Below are 3,170 nucleotides of genomic sequence, written 5' to 3'. Positions count from 1 at the left end.
GAACCAGTAGAAGCCGTGACCGGCCAGGGTCAGCAGATAGGGCAGTTCGCCGATGGCGGGGAAGCGCACCCCGCCGATCAGCTCGACGGGATGCCGGCCGCTGAACGCCCGGAGGTCGAGCTCGGTCGGCTGTGCGAAGCGGGAGAAGTTGTTCACGCAGAGCACGAGGTCGTCCTCCCGCTGCCCCGGCAGCCGCACTTCGCGCAGGAACGCGAGCACGGCGGGGTTGCTGGAGGTGAGCTCGGTGTACGAGCCGAGCCCGAAGGCCGGGTTCTGCTTGCGGATCTCGATCATCCGGCGGGTCCAGTGCAGCAGCGACGAGGGGCTGCTCATCGCGGCCTCGACGTTGGTGACCTGGTAGCCGTAGACCGGGTCCATGATGGTCGGCAGGTACAGCCGGCCCGGATCGCACGAGGAGAAGCCGGCGTTGCGGTCGGGCGTCCACTGCATCGGGGTGCGCACGCCGTCGCGGTCGCCGAGCCAGATGTTGTCGCCCATGCCGATCTCGTCGCCGTAGTAGAGGATCGGCGAGCCGGGCAGGGAGAACAGCAGCGCGGTGAACAGCTCGATCTGATTGCGGTCGTTGTCGAGCAGCGGGGCCAGCCGGCGGCGGATGCCGATGTTGGCGCGCATCCGCGGATCCTTGGCGTACTCCGCGTACATGTAGTCGCGCTCTTCGTCGGTGACCATCTCCAGCGTCAGCTCGTCGTGGTTGCGCAGGAAGATGCCCCACTGGCAGCGCGACGGGATGGCCGGGGTCTTGGCCAGGATTTCCGAGACCGGGTAGCGCGATTCCCGCCGCACGGCCATGAAGATGCGCGGCATCACGGGGAAGTGGAAGGCCATATGGCATTCGTTGCCGCCGGTCCCGTAGTCCCCGAAGTAGTCGACGACGTCCTCGGGCCACTGATTGGCCTCGGCCAGCAGCACGGTGTCCGGGTAATGGGCGTCGATCTCGGCCCGGACGCGCTTGAGGAACGCGTGCGACTGCGGCAGGTTCTCGCAGTTGGTGCCCTCCTCCGCGAAGAGGTACGGCACCGCGTCCAGCCGGAAGCCGTCGATGCCGAGGTCCAGCCAGAACCGCAGCGCGGCCAGGATCTCCTCCTGCACCGCCGGGTTCTCGTAGTTGAGATCGGGCTGGTGCGCGAAGAAGCGGTGCCAGTAGTACTGCTTGCGGACCGGGTCGAAGGTCCAGTTCGAGGTCTCCGTGTCGACGAAGATGATGCGCGCGTCCGGATACCGCTTGTCGTCGTCGGCCCAGACGTAGTAATCGCCGTAGGGGCCTTCGGGGTCGCTGCGCGACTGCTGGAACCACTCGTGCTGATCGCTCGTATGGTTCATGACAAAGTCGATGATGACGCGCATGCCGCGCTGGTGCGCCGCGTCCACGAACTCCACGAAGTCGGCCAGGTCGCCGAACTCCGGGAGCACCGAGGTGTAGTCGGAGACGTCGTAGCCGCCGTCGCGCAGCGGCGACTGGAAGAACGGCGGCAGCCACAGGCAGTCGACGCCCAGCCACTGCAGGTAGTCCAGCTTGGCGGTCAGACCCTTGAGGTCGCCGACGCCGTCGCCGTCGCTGTCCTGGAAGGACCGGACGAGCACCTCGTAGAAGACGGCGCGCTTGAACCAGTCGGGGTCCAGGTCCTTGGCGGGAGTGTCCTCGAATGTGTCGGGGACGGGCTCATTGACGATCATGGTGTGGGTGACCCTCCGATCGGTGAGGACGGTCGCAGCGAGAACACGTGCGCGGGCGCGATGGAACGGCCCGGCTCGAGGCGCACATAGTTGTCCCTGCCCCAGTGATAGGTCTCTCCGGTGAGCTCGTCGCGCACCGGGACGGACTCGTGCCACGCGAGGCCGAGTTCCGGCATGTCCAACGAGACCGTGGCCTCCTGGGTGTGGTGGGGGTCGAGGTTGACGACCGTGAGTACGCACGAGCTGCCCGCCCGCTTGGAATAGGCGATGACGGCGTCGTTGTCGGCGTAATGGAAACGCAAGTTGCGCAGTCGCTGCAGGGCGGGATGACGCCGGCGCAGCCGGTTCAGCAGGGTGATCAGCGGGGCCAGGCTGCGGCCCTCGCGTTCGGCCGCGTCCCAGTCGCGCGGGCGCAGCTGGTATTTCTCCGAGTCCAGGTATTCCTCGCTCCCGGGGTGCACCGGAGCGTTCTCGCACAGCTCGTATCCGGCGTACATGCCCCACGTCGGCGAGAGCGTCGCGGCGAGCACGGCGCGCACCTCGAAGGCGGCCCGGCCGCCGTTCTGCAGATAGGCGTGCAGGATGTCGGGGGTGTTCACGAAGAGGTTGGGCCGCATGGCCGCGGCCGCCTCCCCGGAGAGTTCGGTGAGGTAGTCCGTGAGCTCCTGCTTGGTGTTGCGCCAGGTGAAATAGGTGTAGGACTGCTGGAAGCCGATCGCGCCGAGCGTGCGCATCATCGCGGGCCGGGTGAAGGCCTCGGCGAGGAAGACGACGTCCGGGTCGGTGCGGCCGATCTCGGCGATCACCTTCTCCCAGAACGCCACCGGCTTGGTGTGCGGATTGTCGACGCGGAAGATCCGTACGCCGTGCCCCATCCAGAACCGCAGCACCCGCAGGCTCTCGCGGACCAGCCCGTCGAAGTCCTCGTCGAAGGCCAGGGGATAGATGTCCTGGTACTTCTTGGGCGGGTTCTCGGCGTAGGCGATGGTGCCGTCGGCGCGGTGGTGGAACCACTCGGGGTGCTTGGCGACCCAGGGGTGGTCCGGGGAGCACTGCAGGGCGAAGTCGAGGGCGACCTCCATGCGCAGCTCGCGGGCGCGGGCGACGAAGTGGTCGAAGTCCTCGAAGGTGCCGAGGTCGGGGTGGAGGGCGTCGTGACCGCCCTCGGCCGAGCCGATCGCCCAGGGGCTGCCGACGTCGTACGGGCCCGCGGTGAGCGCGTTGTTGGGGCCCTTGCGGTAGGCGGTGCCGATGGGGTGCACCGGCGGCAGGTAGACGACGTCGAAGCCCATCGCGGCGACGGCCGGCAGCCGCCGGGCGGCGGTGCGGAGCGTACCGCTGCGGGCGGGCCGGCGCCCGTCCGCGGGCGTCGCCCCCTCCGAGCGCGGGAACATCTCGTACCAGGAGCCGAACAGGGCTCGTTCGCGCTCCACCAGCACCGGCACGGGGCGGCTCGCCGAGACCAGCTCGCGCAG

Annotated in this window: 2 protein-coding genes; both read right to left on the bottom strand. The window is 68.4% G+C overall.

Going from position 1 to position 3,170, the window contains the following annotated elements:
* The coding region (gene treS, locus V7793_RS35545) for a maltose alpha-D-glucosyltransferase (RefSeq protein ID WP_336013808.1) at positions 1–1,695 on the bottom strand (1,695 nt) is incomplete at its 3' end.
* Positions 1,692–3,170 (bottom strand): DUF3459 domain-containing protein (locus V7793_RS35540; RefSeq protein WP_336013807.1); only part of this gene is annotated, 1,479 nt, incomplete at its 5' end. The genes treS and V7793_RS35540, both read right to left, overlap by 4 nt.

The organism is Streptomyces sp. KLMMK (assembly GCF_036961605.1).
Lineage (GTDB): Bacteria > Actinomycetota > Actinomycetes > Streptomycetales > Streptomycetaceae > Streptomyces > Streptomyces telluris.
This window is presented reverse-complemented; position numbering and strand designations above follow the sequence as displayed.